We start from the raw sequence: 16,033 nt of genomic DNA, 5'->3' as shown, positions 1-16,033 counted from the left end.
GTATGCCACGAATATGCAGATGTCAGGCATATGGATATGTTCAGCCTATGTAATTTTCTCTCTTTCCCCGCGAAGATCCGATTTCTGGTGGAGTAGGATCTGCCGGAATCGACCCGGTGCTGCACACCCCATCAACACAAGATGTAGCGGCTCTGTCATCTGCTGTTGCTACCAGATGTTGTGTTATGACCCTTCCCTGTGACCCGGCGCGCAGGGGCAGAAAAGACCGCTTCGCTTATTCCCTGACCGTGGTACACTTCCGGAAAGTTGTGAATAGACAAAAAATCGGATCACCTGAAAACAGTTGTCAGGTAATTCGGTTCCGTTTTTATAAGCTGGGTTGTAATTACTTCTTGTTAAAGTCGCATTATGAAAAAGATGAGTGAGTTACTAATGGCGTGATAACAGTATGCGTTTTGAGGATTGAAAACATGCATCAGTAAAATGCACGAGAAAATACATATAAGAGATATGTGGATAACAGCGGCGAACAGTTAACTCAGTCACTATAAGCTGGTTAACAGTATTCACAATGCGTGGCAGATTTTTGCTTCAACGGAATGTATACTTAGTTGCATACCTGAAGTATGTAAAAAAGAGGTGAATCATGAAGCAGCGAATTACAGTGACAGTGGACAGCGACAGCTATCAGCTGCTCAAGGCATACGACGTGAATATCTCCGGTCTGGTCAGTACGACCATGCAGAACGAAGCCCGCCGTCTGCGAGCCGAACGCTGGCAGGAAGAAAATCGGGAAGGTATGGCTGAGGTGGCCAGCTTTATAGAGGCTAACGGATCGTTTGCTGACGAAAACAGGAACTGGTGATATGCAGTTTAAGGTTTACACCTATAAAAGGGAGAGTCGCTACACCCTGTTCGTGGATGTCCAGAGTGACATTATCGACACCCCCGGACGGCGGATGGTGATCCCGCTGACCAGCGCCCGTCTGCTGTCGGATAAGGTCTCCCGCGAACTTTATCCTGTGGTACATATCGGGGATGAGAGCTGGCGTCTGATGACCACAGATATGGCCAGTGTGCCGGCCTCAGTCATCGGGGAAGAGGTGGCCGATCTCAGTCACCGGGAGAACGATATCAAAAACGCCATTAACCTGATGTTCTGGGGGATTTGATATGCGTGTCAGCGAACAGGTGCTGCTCAGCGTACTGAGGCAGGGTGGCCGATCGGTCCGGGAGAACAGTTGCTGACCCGGACGGCGCTGCTGAAAGCGGGTTACTCACGTGCCACGATTGCGGCCATGACGCCGGTGGCCGAACGGCAGAACCGTCACAGCGGGGACTGGTATCCTTTATCCAGTGCGTCGTAAGACCCCGTCCTTCAGGGCGTGGAGGATGTCAAACAGGGTTAAAACTGAAACCAGAAATGACTCCGGGGGAAAAACCATGATGTCCCGGAAGATTCCACTTTACGGAGGGGGACATGAGTCAGTCATCATTACCTGCTGTATATACGCAGGCACCACCCGCCCTGCTGCCGGTGGCCATTGATTATCCGGCTGCCCTCGCACTGCGCCAGATGGCAATGCAGCATGACGACTACCCGAAATATCTGCTGGCACCGGAGGTGAGTGCCCTGCTCCACTACGTCCCGGATCTGCACCGCAGGATGCTGCTGGCCACTCTCTGGAATACCGGCGCACGGATTAACGAAGCGCTGGCCCTGACACGGGGAGACTTTTCGCTGGCGCCACCTTATCCGTTTGTGCAGCTGGCCACCCTGAAACAGCGGGCGGAAAAGGCGGCCAGAACGGCAGGACGAATGCCGTCCGGCAGCCAGCCCCACCGCCTGGTGCCGCTGTCAGATAACCAGTATGTCAGTGAGCTGCAGATGATGGTGGCCACGCTGAAAATCCCGCTGGAGCGTCGTAACAGACGTACCGGCAGAACGGAAAAGGCACGCCTCTGGGAGATCACCGACCGGACGGTCCGGACCTGGATTAGGGAGGCGGTTGAGGCCGCAGCAGCGGACGGCGTGATGTTCTCAGTGCCGGTGACACCCCATACGTTCCGCCACAGCTACGCGATGCACATGCTGTACGCCGGCATACCGCTGAAGGTGCTGCAGGCGATGATGGGGCACAAGTCGATCAGCTCGACAGAGGTCTATACGAAGGTGTTTGCGCTCGATGTCGCTGCACGGCACCGGGTGCAGTTTCAGATGCCGGGGGCTGATGCTGTGGCTATGCTGAAAGGCACAGCCTGAGAATGTTGATAACTGTCTGACGTGCCCCGGGCTTGTCCAGCGCGTCGTCTGTCCCGAAGCCAGTTCTGAACAGACGACGTGTTCTGAAGGCAAAGCGATAACGTTACCAGCTTGCTGCCGGGCAGGAAGAGGGATTGCAGGTGAGCAAACTCAGTGGCGGATTTGCGCCAGGTCGTCTTCGGTCAGACCGGTCATTTTCATGACAGTGTTGCGGTCAATGCCATTCTGCAGCATGGTACGGGCTACTTCGAGTTTGCCTTTTTCAATACCACGTTGTTCACCTAACTGGATACCCTGCTGGATGCCCTTTTCGATGCCCTTTTCGATGCCCTTCTGTTCAAGCTGCTGTGCGATGGTCATAAGTGCGTCTCCGTGTTGCGGCACACGCTGTGCCAGTTCGCGTACAAAGGCTTCGGCGTCCGATGTTTCGCCTGCCTGCACTATATAGTGTACCAGCGATATCACCTGCGATGAAGACAGATATCCGGCCAGCAAAATGGGCGCCAGCCGGTCAACCAGTTCTGCCAGGTCCCGCTGATGAATATGTTTCTGCAATAAAGTCAGAGCGGCCATGCTACGGTGGCCGGCGATTTCATCATCCGGAATGACCGTAACGTCTACCAGCGGGAAAGCGCTGCTGTAGAGTTTGCCTGCCAGCGCCGTATCGTCAAATTCGTCCAGCCAGCGGGTGGAGTATGGATACGGGCTGCGTTTCCCCGTATAGAACAACACTGGTATCACCAGTGGCAGTTTTTTATGCCCTGCCTCCAGGTGGCGCTGCATGGCGGCCACCGCATAGCGTATCAGGCGGAAAGCCATATGTTTGTCAGGTGTTGACTGGTGTTCAACCAGGACATGAATATATCCGTCGCCGGCTGTGGTTTTCAGGCTGTAGAGGACGTCGCTGAAATACTGGCGGAGATCATCCTCAACGAAGGAGCCAGACTCCAGTTTCAGTGTACTGAGATCGCAGATGGCCCGCAGCTCTGCCGGCAGATGCAGCTCCATAAAATCCCGGGCAATGTCAGGTTGTGTCAGAAACTGCCGGAATGTCGCGTCGTGGGGAGTCGGCGTAGTGTTTTTCTTTTTCATCAGTCCATGCTCTGAAAAATGACCCGGTCATAGTATCACAGGCAAAAAAAGCTGACATTGCGAGGAACGGAATTGCAATTCCTTCAGGGGCAGCGCCGGGGGCAGTCCCCTCTTTCTTTTTTAATCATCAGCTTGCTTGCCCGGAGATATCCATGTCCTGGCAGAAACTGGTACTGATGAACTATACCCTAATGTGCCTGGCTGACGCGCCCGCCGGGCTTATTCAACCCCTCGTCTGTCCAGAAGCAAGTTCTGAACAGACGAGGGGTTTGCGATGTAGGTCAACTAAATTAAATACGATCAGCAGAAATATTTTCTGGACACTTTTTCCGATAGTGCCGAAATGTCCAGGTTGCAAAGCATTTTTTGTACATTACAAGTGCTTCTTTGGAGGTGATAGAAAGAGGCAGCTATTTAACTGGACAGAATAACCTGTATGTCCAGGTGTGCGAGGAATTAAAGAAAGGAGTCCGGGAACCGGAACAAACTAGGACGCAGCCCTAGAGCGTCAGAGAACTGGCGCGGAGTGATCGTACTGCAAGCAGTGTCACCCCTCCCATAATGCAGATAATCTTCTATAATTTCTTTCAATTCTGTTGCAATGTCACTAAGGAAAAGAGGTATTTTTTATGGAAATGAAACACATCAGCGCCAGTGAAGCTAAAAAGATTAGTTCTTCCGTGATACCTGACGCAGACAAAACACTTGATCTGATATTTGGAGAAATAAAGCTCCGGGCAGGATTGGGCCAGACATCCTTTAATTGGCCTGTCCATGAAAACATTCTTGAGCAAGTGGTCAAGGTTCTAAGGGAGTCTGGTTATAGGATTAACTCATCGAAGGCTAATGAGAATAACAAAATTATTATTGAGATTAGCTGGTAGTGAAATAGAATCTACTTTTGTCTTTATTTTACCCTTGACGCCACACATTAGTGTGGCTTTTTATGGATAAAATTACCTGAACGTCCAGGCTGGCGCGGGAGTTAACGGAAAGGCGGATTACAGGCGAAAAAAAACCGACTGGTGAGGTCGGTTTTTTTACTGTGGTCTGAGTTGGTGACTCAGGCCGTTACGAGAAACTTTCAATCTAACACACTGAAGAAACCGGTGTGACAGGCAAGTGTAAGAGTAAGCGCCGGTTGTCTCGACTCCCTGAAGGGAGAGAACGGATGATTAACCTGTTAATCATTGTTCTGCGTGCTGTAGTCGCGCTGTCAAACGCGCTGATTGCTGTACTGGAGCTACCACAGCATAATAAACAAGCCTAAGACGATGTAGTGCTCTGTCTTCATCTGAAGTTCTTTGTTGTAGTTACTACCATGAAAGCATACCCCAATGTGACAGGCTGACGCGCCCTTTGGGCTTGTTCAACCCTTCGCCTGCTCAGATGCAAGCTCTGAACAGACTCACGGTTTGCGCTGTGGGTCAACAAAATGATTGTGGATGTAGTGCCCTCTTCTCCATTTAATCTTCGGTGCCTCCTGTGAGAGCAAAATCAAAATATTATGATTTATTTCTTGCAACATGATTCTTTTTGTTCAAAATGACAAAAAACATCATGAGGTGACAAATGGAAAATATTGAGCAGTTACGGAAAGTCGCCACACGTGCAGGTAAACTTCTGACATCCTTGAGCGAAAGTATCCGCCAGCAAAAAGAGGAATTGAAGCTTACCGAGTTCTATCAGGAATACAGCAAAGCCGCCCTATATAAGCTGCCTAAGCTCAGCAAAGGGAGTGTTGAGTATGCTGTGGCCGAAATGGAAGCCAGTGGCTACATTTTTAAAAAGAAACCTTCCGGCAATACCATGAAGTACGCGATGACGATTCAGAACGTCATCGATCTGTATTTCCATCGTAAAGTGCCCAAGTACAGAGATCGCTTCGATAAAGCTTTCACTATATTTGTATGTAACCTTAAAGGTGGCGGTTCCAAGACAGTTTCTACCGCTTCATTATCCCATGCATTTCGGGCTCATCCTCAGCTTCTGTTCGAAGACCTGCGTATCCTGGCCATCGATTTCGATCCGCAGGCATCTCTGACAATGTTCCTGAGCCATGAGAATTCAGTGGGCTTGGTTGAAAATACGGCTGCTCAGGCCATGCTCCAGAACGTGTCTCGTGAAGAATTACTTTCCGATTTCATCGTGCCGTCAATTATCCCGGGCGTTGATGTTATTCCCGCTTCCATTGACGATGCATTCCTTGCTGAAGGCTGGAAGGGATTGTGTGAGGAACATCTGCCAGGGCAAAATATTCATGCAGTGCTTAAAGAGAACATTATCGACAAGCTCCGGTATGACTACGACTTTATCTTCCTTGATAGTGGTCCTCACCTCGATGCGTTTCTGAAAAACTGCATCGGAGCGGCAGACCTGATGTTGACCCCTCTTCCTCCGGCAACGGTTGATTTTCATTCTTCCCTGAAGTTTGTAGCCAGCCTTCCTGCGCTTATTGATTCGATCGAACAGGATGGACACACCTGCAATCTCATCGGAAATGTAGGTTTTATGTCCAAAATCCTGAACAAGTCTGATCACAAAATTTGCCATAGTCAGGCCAAAGAAGTATTCGGTGCCGATATGCTCGACATGGTTCTGCCGAGGCTGGATGGCTTCGAGCGATGCGGGGAGACTTTTGACACAGTTATTTCCGCAAATCCAGCAACCTATGATGGAAGCACCGAGGCGCTTAAAAGCGCAAAATCAGCAGCGGAAGACTTTGCGAAGGCCGTATTTGATCGCATTGAGTTCATTCGTACTAACGGAGGTATGTGATGTCGAATGAGAGAAGAAAAACTATTGGCAGACAGTTAAATACCCAGGCGTCAATGGTTGAGATGACTGACACCCAAAGAAGTCAGGTATTTACCCTAAAAACCGGCAGGAAGATAACGTTCAGGTTTGTTCGGGTACCTGCATCGGACGTTGAAAGTAAGACATTCGTAAACCAGGAAACCAACGGAAGAGATCAACTTGCTCTGACCAGGGAGTCCCTGAAATCTATTATCCAGACGATTAAGTTTCAGCAGTTCTTCCCCTGTATTGGCATTCAGCAAGGTGAAAGGATTGAGATACTGGATGGTTCAAGACGGCGAGCCTCAGCGATTTATATCCGTACAGGCCTTGATGTAATGGTTACCAATGAACTTTTATCAGCTGATGAAGCTCGCCATCTGGCTAAAGATATCCAGACAGCTAAAGAGCATAACCTTCGGGAGATCGGCTTAAGATTGATGGCTCTGAAAGAGTCTGGATTCAATCAAAAGGAAATTGCTGAACTGGAGGGGTTATCCCAGGCTAAGGTCACCAGGGCACTGCAGGCGGCTGCAGTACCGCAAGAATTGATTTCTCTGTTCCCGATTCAGTCTGAGCTGTCGTTTAGTGACTATAAAATTCTGTTAGAGGTTAATGAAAAACTCAGTGAAAAGGGTTTAACGTCTGAAGGGCTCATTCAGTCTGTCTCAGATCAGCATGATGCAATTTTGAGTGACTACGAGCGACCAGACGACGAACAGAAAGCCAGTATACTGAAATTGATTTCTCAGGCCTCTCAGGCATTGATAGCTCCTCCTCCTAAGGAAAAGTCAGTAATTTCCGCACTCTGGACCTTTGAAGAAAAGGACAAGTTCGCGCGCAAGCGTGTAAAAGGGCGTACGCTGACTTATGAGTTTAGCCGTATGTCAAAAGTGGTTCAGGATGAACTGGACAAAGCTATCAACGAGGTCCTTGATAGAAATTTGAGTCAATAATTTCGCCACGGCGATTTCACATCTAACTTATTGTAATTAAGTTATTTATGTTGAGAATTTCAAGGTGAAATCGCCACAATTTCAAATCAATTTCGCTGCAGGAATATCTGCCCAGCGTGTCGTATAAGCTGACGAAAGTAGTTCCCTTTTCATCTGCCATTCGGGGGCAATCCCCCGACCGGCGAACCATATTTTCCCCTTGCCCGAATGGTTAATCCCATCCAGGACTTGCATCAGCTGCTCGCTCCGTTCCCGCGGCTGTACTTCATCAAACAAATTAAGCTGCGATACCCCGGTTGGCGTGAAATCGTTCAGCATACAGCCTGCCTTTGCGTAACGGTGACCATCCACCCAGATCCTGTCCAGAGCTCTGACGGCAGCGGCAATGATGTCCCGTGTATCCTGCGTGGGGATGAGCAGTTTTTCACTGGCCAGATTACCGTAGTAGGACTCAGTTACGGCGAACGGCGATGTTTTCACAAACACGGCAATATGCCTGCAGAACTGCCGTTCCCCACGCAGCTTTTCGGCGGCACGTTCAGCGTGCTGACAGACTGCCTGCCGCATCGTTTCATAAGTCGTGACTCGTTCTCCAAAGCTTCTGCTGCAGACTATCTGCTGTTTGGGGGACGGTGCTTCCTCCAGGGAAATACAGCTTTTTCCATTGAGTTCCCGGACCGTTCTCTCCAGAACCACATTAAAGTTTTTCCTGATGAACGTTGGATTCGCGCGGGCCAGCTGCAGTGCTGTGGTGATCCCCATTGTGTTCAGCTTCTTTGAGATCCTGCGGCCCACACCCCAGATTTCCTCCACCGGCTGCAGTGACAGCAGTTTCTCCGTTCGTTTCTGATTGTGTAACGTCAGGGCAAGCACGCCTCCGAACTGTGACCATTCTTTCGATGCCCATTGCGCGCTTTTAGCCAGCGTTTTGGTTGGTCCCATTCCGACGCCGATGGTCAGCCCTGTGACGGAACGAACGTGCTCACGCAGCTGCCCGCCGAAATCCTCGAAATCGATGCAACTGTCTATACCGCGAATATCCAGAAACATCTCGTCAATGGAGTACTGCTCAACGCGTGGCGCCAGCTCTTCCAGGTGAACCATGACCCTGTTCGACATTGATGCGTAGAGGGCGTAATTACTGGAGAACGCGATAACCGGCTCCGGAAATTTCACCGACTTCAGCTGAAACCACGGCACCCCCATTTTTATACCCAGCCGTTTCGCTTCAGCGCTGCGCGCGATTACACAACCATCGTTATTACTCAGGACCACCACAGGTCTGTCACGCAAATCGGGACGAAATACTTTCTCGCAGCTCGTGTAAAAGCTGTTAACGTCAGCCAAAGCGAACATTAGTCTGTGCTCCGGGTTTTGTGTATAAAAGCCGTCACCACCCCGAAAATCTGCAGTTCTTCCGGATAAAGCGTGGGGTAGGCCGGGTTCATCGGCAGCAGGGCGATACGGGGCTTCAGCTGCAGGCGCTTAACGGTGAACTCGCCATCTGTTTCCGCGATGACAATATCTCCCTGCATGGGTTTCTCAGCTTTATCGACAACCATTAAATCGCCGGAATGTAGACCCATCTCTTTCATCGAATCACCGATAGCTCTGACGAAGAACGTTGCAGCCGGACGCCGGATACAATAGGCATTCAGATCCAGTTCCTCCTCCGTGTAATCGGCGGCCGGCGACGGAAACCCCGCCGGGCAACGTTCGGTGAACAGCGGGGCAGTGGACTGCACCGGCTCCTGTTCGGGGGCTACAAGCAGTAACATGGCATACCTCTTAAGAAACCTGTTTTTATATACAGTATTATTTAAGGTATTTTCTGTCCTGCAAGTGAAATTTTACTGTTTCCCGTCAGATAACTGTTCTGCCTGGAAAAACAGATGTCAGGTTATCCACAGAATCAGTTAATAACTCTGTGGAGGAGCGACGCAGAACTGTTGGTATGTCATCTGTCCTCCTCTGGTGTTTCCCTTCCCTCAGCTCCTGTTGTCACCCCGTTCATTCCTGCACACCTGATGCTGACTGCCCCCGCTGCCAGTGTGCCGTGTCCGGCCTGTCACGGGACGGGCGTCTTTATCGCTCAGGCCTGGCGTCGTTGTGATTGTACGCCATACCCTCGCCAGTTTAAGGGCGCCCTTCAAGCCGCTTTCGCGGCATAAGCTCGCCGACGACAGGGACTGTCGGCTCGTTATTCCACGGTCAGCTTGACCCGTTACCGGTCGCGGCGTACAGGCTCCGGGCAGCAGGGAACGGACGTCGTACCGACGTCCTCCTGGGTGCCCCCTGTAACCATGAGGTGTCCCTATGTCCCGTTTTATCCTGGGTAACTGCGTCGATATTATGCCCACCTTTCCGGAGCGCGCTGTTGACTTCATCCTGACTGATCCCCCGTATCTGGTCGGGTTTCGTGACCGTTCCGGCCGCAGTATTGCCGGTGACAAAACCGACGAATGGCTGCAACCCGCCTGCAATGAAATGTACCGCGTCCTCAAAAAAGACGCACTGATGGTCAGCTTTTATGGCTGGAACCGTGTCGATCGTTTCATGACCGCGTGGAAAAGTGCAGGGTTCAGCGTGGTCGGGCATCTGGTATTCACCAAAACCTACTCGTCCAAATCGGCCTATGTCGGCTACCAGCATGAATGTGCCTATATCCTGGCGAAAGGCCGTCCGGCGCTGCCGCAGGACCCGTTACCGGACGTGCTGGGCTGGAAATACAGCGGCAACCGCCACCACCCGACCGAAAAACCTGTTACCAGCCTGCAACCGTTGATCGAGAGCTTCACACACCCGAACGCCATTGTTCTCGATCCGTTTGCCGGTTCCGGCTCCACCTGCGTCGCCGCCGTCCAGGCAGGGCGCCGTTATATCGGCATTGAACTGATGGAGCAGTACCACAAAGCCGGGATTACCCGACTGTCAGCCGTGCAGCGCCCGGTCGCCAACGACGTCTTTTATCCGGAGGCCGCGTAATGAACTATGCCGGACACGAAAAACTCCGTGCAGACGTGACGGAGCTGGCCAACAGCATGAGTGACCTGCGGGACGCGCTGAACGACATGGAGCACCGCTATCGCTTTGATTCCGACGTGCTGACCGAACGCCTGGCCCGTCAGACGCTTTTCCGCATCAATGCCCTGTTTATGGCGGCGTACAACGAAATGCTTGAGCTGGATACCTGCTTTAAGGACTAAGGAGAAAAACATGTACGGAACCTGTGAAACCCTCTGCCGGTTGTTGAGTGAGCAGTATCCCGCAGAAACCCCGCTGAACCTGATTGTCTGGTCCCCGGCGGATATCGAAGCGCTGGCCGACAGAATGGAATATGCCGTTTCTGAACAGGACATAAAGGACGTTCTGGCGCGTCTGGACGCCATACCGGAAGAAGAACGGCTTGAGTCGGGCGTGTCTGCCAGTGCAGTCATGGATCTGATTGTTCAGGTGAAACAGGCCGTTCCGGCGGTGAGTATACCGGCTGACCTGTTTGAAACCCTGCTGACGACCGCAGAACAGGCGTTATGGCACAGGAAATGGACCGCCCGCGACGGCAATCATCCGGTGCCGGAAAGCGTTACCCGCCGCCTGGCTGATACGGCGAAAGTCCGCGCATTACTGAAAAACTGAATCTCCACGCCGCCCCGGCGGCGTGAACTGAATGCTCAGAGGAACATAAGATCATGATGTATGGAACCCGTAAAGAACTGAATAAAAAATGAAACGTATGTTTGATAACGATGAACACTTTGCCCTGCTGGTCTGGATGAAGCAGGACGTGGTGGCCCAGGTGGAAAACATGACGGAAAGCGAGGCCAGTGCCATTTTGCAGGAAATAGGCAGCGTAACCGGGCATACCGAAGAGGGCATTTCATTTCGCACGGTCCGGGAGATGTATGCTGGATGACGGGCCGAAATCCCGACTGTCATCGTTCCCGCCGATCTGCTGGCCCGTCTGACTGACGTCGCTGGACTGGCTGCGCGACAGTGATGAGCCGCTGTACAACGTGATGTATAAAATCCGGTTCATCGTCCGGGAAAACCCGGTATATGTGCGCGAGGCCGAACGTTGGCAGGTACCCAACAAGCCTCCGAACCGGAGGCCCGGGCGACTTCCCTGATAAAGCCCGTCTGGAAACGCAGACCGCCCGGCTGATGGACCAGCTGGAGGTACAAATCCGGCTCATCCCGGTGGCAACGCCGCCATTGCAGCAAAAAGTGGATGAAATAGCACAGATGCTTCACCTGATGGCGCAGTTTGCCGGAACTGAACTCAGGAAGTGACCCGGATGGCGGGGAATATCCCCGCCCCGTTATCGAAAGGAGATATCATGCGTAACTTTGAATCTACTGAAAGATGGTGGAAAAAATGAAAAGTCAGCTGGTAGCCGCTGCTGATCGTGCGGCCATGAGTGTCGCGTATGGTCAGGAAGCCGCAGATCATTACGGTATTCAGTATGGTTTTATCCGGTCTGTACGTGACTGGATCACCGGCTTCACCGAGGGGATTAAAGGGGAGCGTTGTTGAATAACACCCGCTTTTGTTACTTGAGTGTTAACGGAAATGGCGGTGTCTCCGGTCACTGCTTTTTCTTCAGAATTTTTTCATTAATTATATAAGGAATACGTTATGAGACTCGCTTCCCGTTTTGGTAGACAGAATTCCATTCGTCGTGAGAGTCCTTTGGCTGACGCTGAATTAATGCAGACTGTGCCTTCAGTTTTTTCCGGATACAAACATGAATCCCGGAGCGAACGTTATACTTATATTCCAACCATTAATATCATCAACAGGTTACGTGAGGAAGGTTTTCAGTCGTTCTTTGCCTGCCAGAGTCGTGTACGTGATTTAAGTCGCCGGGAATACAGTAAACATATGCTGCGTTTTCGTCGTGAAGGACAGATTAATGGGAAAGAGGTTCCGGAAATTATTTTGCTCAATTCTCATGACGGTTCGTCAAGTTATCAGATGGTTCCCGGGCTGTTCAGATTTGTCTGTACAAATGGACTGGTATGCGGATCATTTTGGTGAAATACGTGTGCCACACAAGGGAGATATTGTTGGGCAGGTGATTGAGGGGGATTATGAGGTTATGGGGATCTTCGATAAAGCCACCGAAAATATGGAGTCAATGAAGTCAGTGATACTTAATCAGGATGAGCAATATCTGTTTGGTAAAGCGGCACTGACTGTCAGATATGAGGACGAAAATAAAATCCCTGTTTCTCCTGAATAAATAATTACTCCACGTCGTCGGGAGGATAAACAAAATGACCTGTGGACAACATATCAGTGTGTACAGGAGAATATGATGAAGAGTGGTTTACCCGGCAGGAATGCCCCGGAAAAAATACCCGGAGCAGGGCAGTTACCGGTATTAATGGTGATATCCGGTTAAACAAGGCGCTGTGGATGATTGCTGAACAGTTTCGTGAATGTAAGTCATAATAACATAAGTAAAGCCCCGAAAATTTTTCGGGGCTTTACTTATGTTATTCTTTCCGGACATTGTCAGATTGTCTGTAACATCCCATTTTAATCAACAGACTTCATCGTTTTCTGTCATTTATGTGCCAGCGATAAAAACGGATCTGACAGGGTGGAAGAGGATATGATAACGGGTTCCCGTTTCGTGGGATTCCGGGCAGTCAGTATTACATTTCTGTGTTTATTCCATTCTTCTATGCGGCATAAAAAATATATGGGTTTCGGTTGATAATATTATCCCTTCTTCTGCTTGCCGGATACAAAAAGGGGATCATCGGGCGGGAGTCTGCCTGGTTTTACTTTGTTTTATCGCGATCCAGATTCGGTGTACATCAGTCGCATAGTCCAGACGACGCGCATCCTGAAGGGGAGTCTTTTTAAATCCGGCGTTGTACGCTCCGACTGCTGTCCAGGATACCCCCCACTTTCTGAATGCGATTGCCAGATAATAAGCTCCGGTGTAAATATTCAGGCAGGGATCGGAGACAAGTTGTTCCGGTTTTATTCCATAACGAGCCAGTTCGTTAAAGTGCTGAGAGTCAACCTGCATTAATCCCGAGCCATATCCCGTAACCGGGTTAATACCGACGGCATTAACCCGGTTACGGGATTCCTTCCATGAAATCGCCCGCAGTAAATCCGGATCTATTTTATAGTCTCTCCCGGCCAGATCAAAACAGTCAGCGGCATGGACTACCGTGCTCATTAATACCAGGAGGACAGACCGGAGCCATTTATACATTAATTTGCCTCTTGCGTAGTCATCCGGTAATAACTTAACCCACTCCAGCTCCATACTCAACAAATTTGCCGTCCTCACCACCAAAAGCACCACACCCCACGCAAAATTAAAATTTTGCTGATTTGTTTTTAGTAACAGTGAGTTATGTTCATAATAATGTAATTTAATTTATTTTAATGTATTAAATAGCGGTGCAGGCACGTCGCCGGCACCGCTATGACGACGCTATACAGGGGTAGTACTGACTATTTTTATAAAAAACATTGCATTATATCAGGGGCGCTGCTAGCGTCGCTGTGCCTGTTTTTAAGTAACACCCCTGGGGGCGCTGCCAGGGGTGTTACCCCTTACAGAGTGCTCCTGAATCCGGAGTTTATAATGTTCTTATTCGTTGCGGAAAAAAAGGTGATAGTGAATGGCTAAAGTCAATGTATATATAAGTAATGAGGTACACAATAAAATAACTGCTATTGTGGAAAAACGACGCCAGGAAGGGGCGAGAGATAAAGATATCAGTTTTTCTGGTACATCTTCGATGTTGCTGGAATTAGGGCTTCGTGTCTATGAGGCACAAATGGAGCGTAAGGAGTCGCCATTTAATCAGACAGAATTCAATAAAGTATTACTTGAAAATGTACTTAAAACACAGTCATCCGTAGCCAAAATTTTAGGTATAGGATCTCTCAGCCCTCATGTCGCCGGAAATCCAAAATTTGAATATGCAAATATGGTTGAAGATATCAAAGAAAAAGTATCTTCAGAGATGGAAAGATTTTTCCATGAAAATGAAGAATAATAGCGGGATTAAATTCTGATTTAGTTTAAATAAAAGTATGTTGATCTATAAAAATATAGTGACAAATAAAGTCTAAAAACAATATAGTATCTGCGTAGTTAACGCTACGTTAAAAAATTAAGTTAAATCGCCGATGCAGGGAGTTCTCACCTCCCTGCATCGACTGTCCATAGAATCCTTTGAGGAGGTTCCTATGTGTCCGACGGATCGTAGAGAAAGAACACTCGCCAGTCAATCTGTAAATAAATACATTCTGAGTATTCAGGATATCTATAAAAACTCACCAGTCCCTGTTTGCGTCCGTAATCAAAGCCGGAAAATCATTTACGCAAATGGGGCCTTTATTGAACTCTTCTCTAAAGAGGATCAGCCTCTTTCGGGAGATAGTTATAATCGTTATCAGGTTGAAGTTTTTCTGTCATCCCTGGAACTTGAATGTCAGTCGCTTGGACATGGAGCTGCTTTTTGCCGGCGTTTTAATTTTCATGGGGAAATTTATCAGATAAGAATGGAGAATATTTCATTCGATGATGATGAGATAATTGTGTTGTGGCAGATAAATTTATTTCCAGATCATCCGTTTTTTTCTCCTGACACAAAAAGTAAAAAATTGTCTATCTCAGGAAATGAATCATTCTGGAACGAACTGTCTCCCGGTACTTTGCTTGTTTTTTCTTTTTATACATTAGGAGTTAGTCACGCAAATATAGCTAAAGAATTAGGTATTACTATCAGAGCATCAGAAGACAGAATCAAACCTGTTAAACGTAAAATTAAAAGGAATTATGAATCTTTCGACTCATTCAGAATATCATGTATTTCTAAAGGTAAAATAATGTCATTGATAGATATAATTCGTGAATTTTATTGTGTTAAATAAATGTAAATTAAGGCGCGCCATTTTTGGCGTGTTTTTTTTTGCCGTTTTCCGTGTAATCATAAGTTTATTAGTCGTGTAAGCAGAGGTGAATTTGTGAGGAGGAGAAACGCAAGAGAGGGGATAAGTCGAACTGTCTCAGTGTATCTCGATGAAGATACGAATAACCGTCTTATCAGGGCTAAAGATCGGAGTGGAAGAAGTAAAACAATAGAAGTTCAGATTCGTCTGAGGGACCATCTGAAGCGATATCCGGATTTCTATAATGAAGAAATTTTCAGGGAGGTAATTGAAGAAACAGAGTCCACATTTAAAGAGATTTAACTTTCGTATTTATAGTTGATATTACTTAAAAGAGGAACCATATGAGCGCTATTTTAAGTGTTCAGGGTGCTTCTGCGCCCGTTAAAAAGAAATCGTTTCTGTCTACGTTCACACGTCTGAACCTGCTGAAACTTGCCCGCGCAGTGATCCCGGCGGCAGTGCTGATGTTCTTTTTCCCGCAACTGGCAATGGCTGCCGGCGGTTCGCAGGACCTGATGGCCAGCGGTAACGGTACGGTCAAGGCGACATTTGGTAAGGATTCCAGCGCCGTCAAATGGGTTATTCTCGCGGAAGTGCTGGTCGGTGCCGTGATGTACATGATGACCAAGAACGTCAAATTCCTGGCGGGTTTTGCCATCATCTCGGTCTTTATTGCCGTTGGTATGGCTGTCGTTGGCCTCTGACAGGAAATAAGACCATGTCGGGAGACGAGAATAAACTCAGGAAATATCGTTTCCCGGAAACACTGACCAACCAGAGCCGCTGGTTCGGCCTGCCGGTGGATGAATTAATTCCTGCTGCTGTCTGTATCGGCTGGGGATTAATGACATCCAGACAACTTTTCGGCATCAGCGCTGCGGTTCTGGTTTATTTCGGGATAAGAAAACTCAAAAAAGGACGGGGAAGCTCCTGGCTGCGTGACCTGATTTACTGGTATATGCCGACAGCCCTCCTTCGCGGTATTTTTCATAACGTTCCCGATTCGTGTTTCCGGCAGTGGATTAAGTAATC

General features: G+C 48.9%; 21 protein-coding genes and 4 pseudogenes. 21 read left to right on the top strand and 4 right to left on the bottom strand.

All coding sequences use genetic code 11. The features are described from left to right. Positions 1 to 607: 607 nt before the first annotated feature. From ccdA to ACLJTG_RS22490, 4 genes and pseudogenes are all read left to right on the top strand, one after another. Positions 608 to 826, top strand: a complete 219-nt coding sequence (gene ccdA, locus ACLJTG_RS22505) for a type II toxin-antitoxin system antitoxin CcdA (RefSeq protein WP_000813642.1) — start codon at positions 608 to 610, stop codon at positions 824 to 826. 1 nt (position 827) lies between these two features. Next, positions 828 to 1,133 carry a type II toxin-antitoxin system toxin CcdB gene (ccdB, locus tag ACLJTG_RS22500; RefSeq protein ID WP_065680757.1) on the top strand — a complete coding sequence of 102 codons (306 nt, stop codon included), beginning with the start codon at positions 828 to 830 and terminating at the stop codon, positions 1,131 to 1,133. A 24-nt stretch (positions 1,134 to 1,157) separates the two neighbouring features. After that, positions 1,158 to 1,404: pseudogene (locus ACLJTG_RS22495) on the top strand (hypothetical protein); the annotation flags it as partial. Positions 1,405 to 1,441: 37 nt separating this feature from the next. Further along, positions 1,442 to 2,224, top strand: coding sequence for a site-specific integrase (locus ACLJTG_RS22490; protein ID WP_020833584.1), 783 nt, complete (start codon positions 1,442 to 1,444; stop codon positions 2,222 to 2,224). A 150-nt stretch (positions 2,225 to 2,374) separates the two neighbouring features. Here the strand turns inward: ACLJTG_RS22490 and ACLJTG_RS22485 are convergent, their stop codons facing one another. Next, complete coding sequence (locus ACLJTG_RS22485; RefSeq protein WP_410959094.1) at positions 2,375 to 3,316, bottom strand: Rpn family recombination-promoting nuclease/putative transposase; 942 nt, start codon at positions 3,314 to 3,316, stop codon at positions 2,375 to 2,377. A 629-nt stretch (positions 3,317 to 3,945) separates the two neighbouring features. On the opposite strand from ACLJTG_RS22485, the gene ACLJTG_RS22480 reads away from it, so the two are divergent. The 4 genes from ACLJTG_RS22480 to ACLJTG_RS22465 all read left to right on the top strand — a co-directional run bounded on the left by ACLJTG_RS22480 (position 3,946) and on the right by ACLJTG_RS22465 (position 7,068). After that, positions 3,946 to 4,200, top strand: coding sequence for a hypothetical protein (locus ACLJTG_RS22480; RefSeq protein ID WP_001749329.1), 255 nt, complete (start codon positions 3,946 to 3,948; stop codon positions 4,198 to 4,200). A gap of 287 nt (positions 4,201 to 4,487) precedes the next feature. Then, positions 4,488 to 4,586: a DinQ-like type I toxin DqlB gene (gene dqlB, locus ACLJTG_RS22475; RefSeq protein ID WP_020833583.1), complete on the top strand. Its 99-nt coding sequence runs from the start codon at positions 4,488 to 4,490 to the stop codon at positions 4,584 to 4,586. A gap of 302 nt (positions 4,587 to 4,888) precedes the next feature. Next, positions 4,889 to 6,094: an AAA family ATPase gene (locus ACLJTG_RS22470; RefSeq protein WP_000427674.1), complete on the top strand. Its 1,206-nt coding sequence runs from the start codon at positions 4,889 to 4,891 to the stop codon at positions 6,092 to 6,094. Next, entirely contained in the window at positions 6,094 to 7,068 is a 975-nt protein-coding gene (locus ACLJTG_RS22465; protein WP_000064273.1) for a ParB family protein, read from the top strand. Before ACLJTG_RS22470 ends, ACLJTG_RS22465 begins: the two co-directional genes overlap by 1 nt. A gap of 81 nt (positions 7,069 to 7,149) precedes the next feature. Here the strand turns inward: ACLJTG_RS22465 and ACLJTG_RS22460 are convergent, their stop codons facing one another. Together ACLJTG_RS22460 and umuD are read right to left on the bottom strand one after the other, a co-directional pair. Beyond that, positions 7,150 to 8,424 (bottom strand): Y-family DNA polymerase, encoded by a 1,275-nt coding sequence (locus tag ACLJTG_RS22460; RefSeq protein WP_410959093.1) that lies wholly within the window; start codon positions 8,422 to 8,424, stop codon positions 7,150 to 7,152. Then, positions 8,424 to 8,846, bottom strand: a complete 423-nt coding sequence (umuD, locus tag ACLJTG_RS22455; protein ID WP_044127552.1) for a translesion error-prone DNA polymerase V autoproteolytic subunit — start codon at positions 8,844 to 8,846, stop codon at positions 8,424 to 8,426. The genes ACLJTG_RS22460 and umuD overlap by 1 nt, the downstream gene beginning before the upstream one ends. A 538-nt stretch (positions 8,847 to 9,384) precedes the next feature. On the opposite strand from umuD, the gene ACLJTG_RS22450 reads away from it, so the two are divergent. The 8 genes and pseudogenes from ACLJTG_RS22450 (at position 9,385) to ACLJTG_RS22415 (ending at position 12,523) form a co-directional block, all read left to right on the top strand. After that, entirely contained in the window at positions 9,385 to 10,053 is a 669-nt protein-coding gene (locus ACLJTG_RS22450; protein ID WP_410959092.1) for a DNA methylase, read from the top strand. Further along, positions 10,053 to 10,274, top strand: a complete 222-nt coding sequence (locus ACLJTG_RS22445) for a hypothetical protein (protein WP_410959091.1) — start codon at positions 10,053 to 10,055, stop codon at positions 10,272 to 10,274. The genes ACLJTG_RS22450 and ACLJTG_RS22445 overlap by 1 nt, the downstream gene beginning before the upstream one ends. Positions 10,275 to 10,284: 10 nt before the next feature. After that, on the top strand, positions 10,285 to 10,704 hold the full coding sequence (locus ACLJTG_RS22440; RefSeq protein WP_410959090.1) for a DUF1380 family protein: 420 nt from the start codon (positions 10,285 to 10,287) through the stop codon (positions 10,702 to 10,704). A 53-nt stretch (positions 10,705 to 10,757) separates the two neighbouring features. After that, positions 10,758 to 11,053 (top strand): annotated as a pseudogene (locus ACLJTG_RS22435) (DUF1380 family protein); the annotation flags it as partial. After that, a pseudogene (locus ACLJTG_RS22430) lies at positions 11,034 to 11,195 on the top strand (plasmid SOS inhibition protein A); the annotation flags it as partial. The pseudogenes ACLJTG_RS22435 and ACLJTG_RS22430, both read left to right, overlap by 20 nt. Further along, positions 11,125 to 11,358, top strand: a complete 234-nt coding sequence (locus tag ACLJTG_RS22425) for a hypothetical protein (RefSeq protein ID WP_410959089.1) — start codon at positions 11,125 to 11,127, stop codon at positions 11,356 to 11,358. The pseudogene ACLJTG_RS22430 and the gene ACLJTG_RS22425, both read left to right, overlap by 71 nt. 85 nt (positions 11,359 to 11,443) lie before the next feature. After that, on the top strand, positions 11,444 to 11,602 hold the full coding sequence (locus ACLJTG_RS22420) for a hypothetical protein (protein ID WP_001704449.1): 159 nt from the start codon (positions 11,444 to 11,446) through the stop codon (positions 11,600 to 11,602). A 102-nt stretch (positions 11,603 to 11,704) separates the two neighbouring features. Beyond that, positions 11,705 to 12,523 (top strand): annotated as a pseudogene (locus ACLJTG_RS22415) (DUF932 domain-containing protein). Between the two features lie 310 nt (positions 12,524 to 12,833). Here the strand turns inward: ACLJTG_RS22415 and ACLJTG_RS22410 are convergent. After that, positions 12,834 to 13,304, bottom strand: a complete 471-nt coding sequence (locus ACLJTG_RS22410) for a transglycosylase SLT domain-containing protein (protein ID WP_410959088.1) — start codon at positions 13,302 to 13,304, stop codon at positions 12,834 to 12,836. 415 nt (positions 13,305 to 13,719) lie between these two features. Here ACLJTG_RS22410 and traM point away from each other — a divergent pair, with 415 nt between their 5' ends. The 5 genes from traM to traL all read left to right on the top strand — a co-directional run bounded on the left by traM (position 13,720) and on the right by traL (position 16,031). Continuing rightward, entirely contained in the window at positions 13,720 to 14,100 is a 381-nt protein-coding gene (gene traM, locus ACLJTG_RS22405) for a conjugal transfer relaxosome DNA-binding protein TraM (RefSeq protein WP_001151546.1), read from the top strand. Between the two features lie 193 nt (positions 14,101 to 14,293). After that, a complete protein-coding gene (locus ACLJTG_RS22400) occupies positions 14,294 to 14,980 on the top strand; it encodes a PAS domain-containing protein (RefSeq protein ID WP_410959087.1) in 687 nt (228 codons plus the stop codon). A 93-nt stretch (positions 14,981 to 15,073) separates the two neighbouring features. Beyond that, the gene (gene traY, locus ACLJTG_RS22395; RefSeq protein WP_001676655.1) at positions 15,074 to 15,301 is read left to right on the top strand and encodes a conjugal transfer relaxosome protein TraY; all 228 of its coding nucleotides are present in this window, start codon (positions 15,074 to 15,076) and stop codon (positions 15,299 to 15,301) included. Positions 15,302 to 15,342: 41 nt separating this feature from the next. Continuing rightward, complete coding sequence (gene traA / locus ACLJTG_RS22390; protein WP_001274202.1) at positions 15,343 to 15,705, top strand: type IV conjugative transfer system pilin TraA; 363 nt, start codon at positions 15,343 to 15,345, stop codon at positions 15,703 to 15,705. A gap of 14 nt (positions 15,706 to 15,719) precedes the next feature. Next, positions 15,720 to 16,031 carry a type IV conjugative transfer system protein TraL gene (gene traL / locus ACLJTG_RS22385; RefSeq protein ID WP_410959086.1) on the top strand — a complete coding sequence of 104 codons (312 nt, stop codon included), beginning with the start codon at positions 15,720 to 15,722 and terminating at the stop codon, positions 16,029 to 16,031. Positions 16,032 to 16,033: the final 2 nt, after the last annotated feature.

The organism is Salmonella sp. SAL00672 (assembly GCF_046552175.1).
GTDB lineage: Bacteria > Pseudomonadota > Gammaproteobacteria > Enterobacterales > Enterobacteriaceae > Salmonella > Salmonella enterica.
The sequence above is the reverse complement of the archived record's forward strand: the minus strand, read 5'-3'. Positions and strand labels throughout refer to the sequence as shown.

Excerpts from the sequence above, each read along its gene's own strand:
- ccdA (WP_000813642.1), top strand. The coding sequence starts at position 608 with ATGAAGCAGCGAATTACAGTGACAGTGGACAGCGACAGCTATCAGCTG.
- ccdB (WP_065680757.1), top strand. The coding sequence starts at position 828 with ATGCAGTTTAAGGTTTACACCTATAAAAGGGAGAGTCGCTACACCCTG.
- ACLJTG_RS22490 (WP_020833584.1), top strand. The coding sequence starts at position 1,442 with ATGAGTCAGTCATCATTACCTGCTGTATATACGCAGGCACCACCCGCC.
- ACLJTG_RS22485 (WP_410959094.1), bottom strand. The coding sequence starts at position 3,316 with ATGAAAAAGAAAAACACTACGCCGACTCCCCACGACGCGACATTCCGG.
- ACLJTG_RS22480 (WP_001749329.1), top strand. The coding sequence starts at position 3,946 with ATGGAAATGAAACACATCAGCGCCAGTGAAGCTAAAAAGATTAGTTCT.
- dqlB (WP_020833583.1), top strand. The coding sequence starts at position 4,488 with ATGATTAACCTGTTAATCATTGTTCTGCGTGCTGTAGTCGCGCTGTCA.
- ACLJTG_RS22470 (WP_000427674.1), top strand. The coding sequence starts at position 4,889 with ATGGAAAATATTGAGCAGTTACGGAAAGTCGCCACACGTGCAGGTAAA.
- ACLJTG_RS22465 (WP_000064273.1), top strand. The coding sequence starts at position 6,094 with ATGTCGAATGAGAGAAGAAAAACTATTGGCAGACAGTTAAATACCCAG.
- ACLJTG_RS22460 (WP_410959093.1), bottom strand. The coding sequence starts at position 8,424 with ATGTTCGCTTTGGCTGACGTTAACAGCTTTTACACGAGCTGCGAGAAA.
- umuD (WP_044127552.1), bottom strand. The coding sequence starts at position 8,846 with ATGTTACTGCTTGTAGCCCCCGAACAGGAGCCGGTGCAGTCCACTGCC.
- ACLJTG_RS22450 (WP_410959092.1), top strand. The coding sequence starts at position 9,385 with ATGTCCCGTTTTATCCTGGGTAACTGCGTCGATATTATGCCCACCTTT.
- ACLJTG_RS22445 (WP_410959091.1), top strand. The coding sequence starts at position 10,053 with ATGAACTATGCCGGACACGAAAAACTCCGTGCAGACGTGACGGAGCTG.
- ACLJTG_RS22440 (WP_410959090.1), top strand. The coding sequence starts at position 10,285 with ATGTACGGAACCTGTGAAACCCTCTGCCGGTTGTTGAGTGAGCAGTAT.
- ACLJTG_RS22425 (WP_410959089.1), top strand. The coding sequence starts at position 11,125 with ATGTGCGCGAGGCCGAACGTTGGCAGGTACCCAACAAGCCTCCGAACC.
- ACLJTG_RS22420 (WP_001704449.1), top strand. The coding sequence starts at position 11,444 with ATGAAAAGTCAGCTGGTAGCCGCTGCTGATCGTGCGGCCATGAGTGTC.
- ACLJTG_RS22410 (WP_410959088.1), bottom strand. The coding sequence starts at position 13,304 with ATGTATAAATGGCTCCGGTCTGTCCTCCTGGTATTAATGAGCACGGTA.
- traM (WP_001151546.1), top strand. The coding sequence starts at position 13,720 with ATGGCTAAAGTCAATGTATATATAAGTAATGAGGTACACAATAAAATA.
- ACLJTG_RS22400 (WP_410959087.1), top strand. The coding sequence starts at position 14,294 with ATGTGTCCGACGGATCGTAGAGAAAGAACACTCGCCAGTCAATCTGTA.
- traA (WP_001274202.1), top strand. The coding sequence starts at position 15,343 with ATGAGCGCTATTTTAAGTGTTCAGGGTGCTTCTGCGCCCGTTAAAAAG.
- traL (WP_410959086.1), top strand. The coding sequence starts at position 15,720 with ATGTCGGGAGACGAGAATAAACTCAGGAAATATCGTTTCCCGGAAACA.